General features: G+C 63.3%; 7 protein-coding genes. 1 reads left to right on the top strand and 6 read right to left on the bottom strand.

Translation table 11 applies throughout. The features are described 5' to 3' along the window. Nucleotide 1 precedes the first annotated feature (1 nt). Entirely contained in the window at nt 2-124 is a 123-nt protein-coding gene (locus tag EN964_RS20035) for a DUF2798 domain-containing protein (protein WP_373565063.1), read from the top strand. Between the two features lie 66 nt (nt 125-190). Here the strand turns inward: EN964_RS20035 and EN964_RS20030 are convergent, their stop codons facing one another. The 6 genes from EN964_RS20030 to dnaG form a co-directional block, all read right to left on the bottom strand. Next, nucleotides 191-559 (bottom strand): thiol-disulfide oxidoreductase DCC family protein, encoded by a 369-nt coding sequence (locus EN964_RS20030; RefSeq protein WP_127271346.1) that lies wholly within the window; start codon nt 557-559, stop codon nt 191-193. Continuing rightward, nucleotides 560-1,624 carry a DMT family transporter gene (locus tag EN964_RS20025; RefSeq protein ID WP_127271344.1) on the bottom strand — a complete coding sequence of 355 codons (1,065 nt, stop codon included), beginning with the start codon at nt 1,622-1,624 and terminating at the stop codon, nt 560-562. A gap of 26 nt (nt 1,625-1,650) precedes the next feature. Next, nucleotides 1,651-1,920: a DUF333 domain-containing protein gene (locus tag EN964_RS20020; RefSeq protein ID WP_127271342.1), complete on the bottom strand. Its 270-nt coding sequence runs from the start codon at nt 1,918-1,920 to the stop codon at nt 1,651-1,653. A gap of 107 nt (nt 1,921-2,027) precedes the next feature. Then, a complete protein-coding gene (locus EN964_RS20015) occupies nt 2,028-2,321 on the bottom strand; it encodes a GYD domain-containing protein (protein WP_127271340.1) in 294 nt (97 codons plus the stop codon). A gap of 181 nt (nt 2,322-2,502) precedes the next feature. Next, nucleotides 2,503-4,524, bottom strand: coding sequence for an RNA polymerase sigma factor RpoD (rpoD, locus tag EN964_RS20010; protein ID WP_013530149.1), 2,022 nt, complete (start codon nt 4,522-4,524; stop codon nt 2,503-2,505). A gap of 423 nt (nt 4,525-4,947) precedes the next feature. Continuing rightward, the coding region (dnaG, locus tag EN964_RS20005; RefSeq protein WP_127276657.1) for a DNA primase at nt 4,948-6,647 on the bottom strand (1,700 nt) is incomplete at its 5' end.

The following is a 6,647-nucleotide window of genomic DNA, read 5'->3' as shown; positions in this document are numbered from 1 at the left end:
GCTGCCGTCCATCTGGCTGACCGCCTGGGGCCTGTCCTGGCTGGTGGCGTTTCCAACGCTGCTGCTGGTGCTGCCGATAGTGCGCCGCATCGTCGGCGCGCTCTGCGAGCCGGCCAGCCGATAGCTCACACGAAAAAGGTCCGGAGATGTCCTCCGGACCTTTTGCCCTGCGGTCATCAATGACGAACCGCTACCAGCGACCCTTGCGCCGGTTCCAGGCATAGAGAAGATCGGCGAAGCGGTCGTAGGCAAAGCGTGTCAGCGGCAAGATAAACGGATTGCCGAACACCATCGCCAGCCAGCCCTCGCCTGGCGTTGCCTGCCAAACGGCAATCGCGACATCGGCGCCGACCAGCAGCCTGCCCGCCGCATCGGTGGCGTGCAGCCGGCGGCGGATGTCGTCAAGCGACGCGCCATGTCCGGTAAGCGCTGCCGGTTCAAGATTGATGTCTCGGAACTCGATCCGCCCGGCCTTGACCGCCTCGATCAGCCGCCGCTTCTGCCTGCCGATACCGGCATCGCAGACCGGGCAGCGAGTGTTGTACCAGACGGTCAGCATTTATCCGTGGCCATGCCTGTGGTGCAGGTCGGGATAATGTGGATGCCGGTGGCGCATCGGCGCATGCCGGTGCCAGTGCGAATGCGGCTCACTCACCGGCCCGTCATGATGGTGCTGGTGGTGCTCATCATGCACATGGCTGTGCTCGTGCTCCAATTCCTCATGATCGTGCTCGTGCTCATGGCGTTCCGACAGATGCAGCCACAGGCCAACGCCCATCAGAACTCCGGCGGCCGCCAGCTTGAGCGTGACGGCGTCACCCAGGATGGCGATTGCCAGCAACGCGCCGATGAAGGGAGCGAGCGAGTAATAGGCCCCTGTCCGCGCGGTGCCCAGATGACGCAGCGCCACGATGAACATCACCAGGCTGACCCCGATGCCGAAGAAACCGACTGCGGCGGTCGCTGCAATAACCGACGCCGGGGGAAACAAGGCCCCGCCGGCAAGCGCCAGCCCGACATTGACGACACCCGCCACCAGCCCTTTGAGCATGGCGATCACCACCGGGTCGGTGGCGGAGATCCTGCGCGTGAAATTGTTGTCGATCCCCCAGGCCAGACAAGCCCCTGCCACCATCAGGGCGCCACGGTTGAAGGCGACGCCCTCACCTTGCCACGACAGAAGAATGGCACCCGCCAGAATGGCGAAAGCGCCAAAAAGCAGGCGCCGGTCGACATTCTCGCGATAGACGAGCCAGGCGATCGCCATCGTCGCCAGCCCTTCCAGGTTGAGCAGCAGCGCCGAACTGGACGCCGTGTTGAGGGTCAAGCCGAACATCAGCAGCACCGGCGCGATAACGCCGCCCATGCCGATCGCCAGCGCCAGCCAGGGAACATCCCCAGCGGTCAGTTGCGCCTCCCCGGCCGCGGCCTGCCTGCCCCGAAGCAGGCGGTACAGAGCCAGCCCAAGACCGGCACCGAGATAGAGCAGGCCGGCCAGCATGAAGGGATTGACGCCATTGAGCAGCAGCTTGCTGAGCGGCGGCGTCGCCCCGAACAGGGCGGCAGAGCCAAGCGCGAGTGGCACGCCGGGCCACAGATGCGAATGGGAATGCGGTTCGGACATGATCTCACCCTATGATGGCAGGTGTGTCACTTGCGGCGCATGGCCGCCTTCGGCCCGATGCACTTGTTGTCGCGAAACAGCGCCCACTCCTCGCAAAGGCGCCCATTGGGCAAGCGGCAAAACCCATATTCGTTGCCGGCCTTGTCCTTCCTGATCACCAGGCGCCCGCCGATATCGCCACAATGGACGGATGCCGGATTGGCCATGCCGACCGGTTTTTGCGCACTGGCGCCGGCGGAAAACGGCAGCGGCGACAAAGCGGCAAAGCTGGCGACCAATATCGAAACCTTCTTCATCGCGATCTCCCCGGCCGCATTCTATCACGGCGAAGCGCCCCGTCTTGCGGCAAAGCGCCACCAGGCCGGCACCAACCAGCGACGTTCGAGAAACCCTGCCGATTCCTTCACCCGAGCGAGGTGATGATCTCGCGGTAGGCTAGTTCGGGAAAGGCCTTCAGCGTCCGCGTCCTGACATTGCCCGCTGCCGCCAGCATCAGCGAGAAGCGCGCCAGCACCGCGTCGTCGGGCGCTTCGACCACAGCCACCATATCGTATTCGCCCATGGTCAGGTAGAACGCTTTGAACGACCCGCCCATGTCTCCCAGTTGCCTCCTGGCGGCGTCGAGCCGCTTCGGTGACTCGCGTATGTTCCTGGCACCCTGCTCCGTCCAGTTCATCAGCACGATGTAGCTTGTCATGGCACACCTCCCTCCGGGGCCACGGAGCACGGCGGCTTCGCCGGGGCGGGCATCCGGGTTGTCGCCCAGAAAATGCATCCGACACCGAAATTATCCTCCCGAAGGGCCTGGCCCGCAAGAGTGCGTCGCACAACAAAAAAGGGCGCCATTGGCGCCCTTGAACTCTTTGCATCGGTAAGTCTCAGCTATCCAGGAAGCTGCGCAGCTTGCGCGACCTGCTCGGGTGCTTGAGCTTGCGCAGCGCCTTGGCTTCGATCTGGCGGATACGCTCGCGGGTGACCGAGAACTGCTGGCCGACTTCTTCCAGCGTGTGGTCGGTGTTCATGCCGATACCGAAGCGCATTCTGAGCACGCGCTCCTCGCGCGGCGTCAGCGAGGCCAGCACGCGCGTGGTGGTCTCGCGCAGATTGGCCTGGATCGCCGCGTCGATCGGCAGGATCGCCATCTTGTCTTCGATGAAATCGCCCAGATGCGAATCCTCCTCGTCGCCGACCGGCGTTTCGAGCGAGATCGGCTCCTTGGCGATCTTCAGGACCTTGCGCACCTTTTCGAGCGGCATGGCAAGCTTTTCGGCCAGTTCTTCCGGCGTCGGTTCGCGGCCGATCTCGTGCAGCATCTGGCGCGAGGTGCGCACGATCTTGTTGATCGTCTCGATCATGTGCACCGGAATACGGATGGTGCGCGCCTGATCGGCGATCGAACGCGTGATCGCCTGCCGGATCCACCACGTCGCATAGGTCGAGAACTTGTAGCCGCGGCGGTATTCGAATTTGTCGACCGCCTTCATCAGGCCGATATTGCCTTCCTGGATCAGGTCGAGGAACTGCAGGCCGCGATTGGTGTATTTCTTGGCGATGGAGATGACGAGGCGCAGATTGGCTTCGACCATTTCCTTCTTGGCGATCGCCGCTTCGCGCTCGCCTTTCTGCACCTGATTGACGATCTTGCGGAATTCCAGGATCGAGATCGCCGTTTCGGTGGCGAGGTTCTGGATCTCGGCGCGCAGGTCCTTGATCGCATCCTTCTCGTTCTTGGTGAATTCCTTCCAGCCGCGCGAGGTCAGATTGCCGATCGAGCGCGTCCAGTTCGGGTCGAGCTCGGAACCCTGATATTCCTTCAGGAACTCTTCGCGGCGCACGCCGTAGCTTTCGGCCAGCCTGAGCAGCTTGCCTTCGTTCTGCACCAGGCGCTTGTTGATGTCGTAGAGTTGCTCGACCAGCGCCTCGATGCGCGCCGTGTTGAGCGACAGCGACTTCACCGCCTTGATCAGCTGGTCCTTGAGCTCCTTCAGCCGGCGGTCCTGGCTGGGCGACAGCGTGCCGGCGGCGGCCAGACGGTTCTCGACCTGCTGGTCCTGCAGCTTGCGCAGCTTTTTGTAGGTGTCGGCGATAACGTCGAGCGTCTCCATCACCTGGGGGCGGAGTTCCGCTTCCATCGCGGCCAGCGACAGGCTCGCTTCGTCCTCGTCTTCGTCGTCGTCATCCGTCAGCCCGCGCGTATCGGCGCCGACATTCGTGATGTCGTCTTCGTCGTCGCGCGAACGGCGCGGCTTGTCCTCGACCTTGGCTTCCTCGACGCGCTCGACCACCGGCGCCTGTTTGGCCTCGGGGCCGGCATAGGTGGCTTCGAGATCGATGATCTCACGCAGCAGGATTTTGGATTCGTTGAGTTCGTCGCGCCAGATGATGATGGCCTGGAAGGTCAGCGGGCTTTCGCACAGACCCGCGATCATCGTCTCGCGGCCGGCCTCGATGCGCTTGGCGATGGCAATTTCGCCCTCGCGCGACAACAGCTCGACCGAGCCCATCTCGCGCAGATACATGCGCACCGGATCGTCGGTGCGATCGGTCGGTTCTTTCTTGGTGGTGGTGGCGGCGACCGCGGTGCCGGTCTGCTCAGCCAACTCGTTGGCGTCTTCCTCGGCATCGGCCGCGGTGTCGGCGGCCTCGGGCTCCTCGCCCTGCTCGTCGTCCTCGACCACGTTGATGCCCATGTCGGACAGCATCGCCATCGTGTCCTCGATCTGCTCGGAGGTCACTTCCTCTGAGGGCAGCACCGAATTCAGCTCGTCCATGGTGACATAGCCGCGCTTCTTGGCGGCCTTGATCATCTTCTTGACAGCATCATCGGAAAGGTCGAGCAGAGGGCCATCGGTGGCGCCTTCGCGTTCGGTTTCGACCTCTTCCTTTTCCTTTGTCGCCATAGTCTTTATCTTCTCCTAGCGGCCGAACTTCAAAGCCGCGTAAGCTGTCGGACCAGTCAAATCGGGTGCGCTCGCTTATGAAACGCGCTTCACCGGGCCAGTAACTGCATCAACTCGTTTCGTTTGGTGTATGTCGTTGCCCAAATCGGGTTTCCCCTTTTGGGCGACATGCATTAAGTCCAGATTAACCCTGATATCTGTGGCAGGCGGGCTGCCTGTCCAGTGACCAGTACCTCACATCGCTTATTTCCCGTCGACGCGGGTTCGGGTTAACGTTTCGAATCGTCCTGATTCCGCCAATCTGCCAGAAGGTCAAGCGCCTCTCGCATGATTCGCATGAAAAAAGCGAATCAATTACCCGACTTAGCCCGTTACGCGCCATTTGGACGCGCAACGACGCTTTCTCAATTCACTCGCTTCCAACTAAGCTCGCCCAGCCCTGCCCGAGGAGACGCCAAACCCTTCGATCAGCGCTTCCGTGGCCTGCACATCCTGGAATTGCGCCTGAATTTCGATCAGATGCCGGTAGTTTTCGTCTGTGGGATCGGTGGCGAGCGCCGCTTCCGCCTGTTTCAGCTCCTTATGTAAGGTGCGCGCGCTGCGCTGCAAGTGCAGCGCCTGGCTGAAAGCATCGCGGGCATCTTCAAGGGCGGCGGTCTCCAGCGCCGGCCATTGCCGCATCCGCCGGATCAGCCCGACGGCCCGCTCCCAGATATCGGCACAGCCGGCGCGTTCGATCGTCGCAATCACCGCCTGACGGTCATTGGCCATGTCATGCGCCATCGCATCGAGGATTGCCGCATGCAGCCGCCTCAGGTCGGAGTTGGCGAGATCGAGGAACTCGATATGGGCGAAATTCTCGTCGATCAGCGCCGGATGGTTGATCAACGCCACGATGATCGTCGCCTCGCGCACCGACATCCCCTCGCCGCCGCGTTTGACCAAAGCCGACTGGCCGAGGCTTTCGGTGATCGCAATGCGGCCGCCACCGCCTTTGGCGAACTGCCCGCCGGGCGCGGCCGTCTTGCCCTGGCCCTGTTTCCAGTCCTGCCGACCTTGACGCCCACTGCGCTGCGAGCCGAAGAAGCTCAGCACACGCTCGCGCATCTCCTGCTGGTAGTGGTAGCGCAGGCTTTCGTCGCGGATGCGGCTGGTCAGCTCGCGCAGCGTCTTCTCGAGTTCGGCCCGCCGCTCCGGCGTATCGAAGACGCCGCCCGCCGTCTCACGCATCCACAAAAGGTCGACCAGCGGCCGCGCCTCGGCCAGCACGCGACGAAACGCATCCGGTCCTTCGGCCTTGACCAGATCGTCGGGATCCTTGCCTTCCGGCAGCAGCGCGAAGCGCGCCGAACGGCCGGCCTGCACAGATGGCAGCGCCATGTCGGCGGCCCGCCACGCTGCCTTCAGCCCGGCCTTGTCGCCGTCGAAGCACAGCATCGGCTCCGGCGCCATGCGCCAGAGCAGTTCGAGCTGGTTCTCGGTAAGCGCGGTGCCGAGCGGCGCCACGACATTCTCGAAGCCGGCCTGCGCCAGCGCGATCACGTCCATATAGCCTTCGACGGCGATGACCGTGCCGCCCTTGGCCAAGGCCTTGCGGGCGCGGGCGAAATTATAGAGTACGTTGCCCTTGTGGAAGAGCTCGGTGTCAGGCGAGTTCATGTATTTGGCCAGCGCGTCCGGCTGCAAAGCACGGCCGCCGAAGGCGATGATCTTGCCCCGGGAATCCGGAATCGGGAACATGATGCGGTCACGGAACCAGTCATAGGAAACCGGGATGTCGTCGCCGTGGCGTACCAGTCCACAAGCCTCGATGTCGGCCTTGGGCACGCCCTTGGCGGCGAGATGCTCCTTCAGCGCATTGCGGCTGTCGGGCGCAAAACCGAGCCGGAACGATTGCTGCGTCGCCGGCGTCAGTCCGCGGTCGCGCAGATAGGCACGCGCCTTGGCGCCTTCCGGCCCCTGCAGCCGTTCCTGGAAGAAGGTGGTGGCCATCTCCATGACGTCTGTCAGGCTGGCGCGTTCCTTTTCGCGCCGCTCCTCCTGCGCATCGCGAACCGGCATCGGCACACCGGCCATGTCGGCGATCTTTTCGACCGCTTCGCGACAGCTCCTCCCACCGATCT

The sequence above is a fragment of the Mesorhizobium sp. M7A.F.Ca.CA.001.10.2.1 genome, from assembly GCF_003998575.1.
GTDB lineage: Bacteria > Pseudomonadota > Alphaproteobacteria > Rhizobiales > Rhizobiaceae > Mesorhizobium.
Note: the sequence above shows the minus strand (reverse complement) of the source record. Positions and strands in the feature narration are given on the sequence as shown.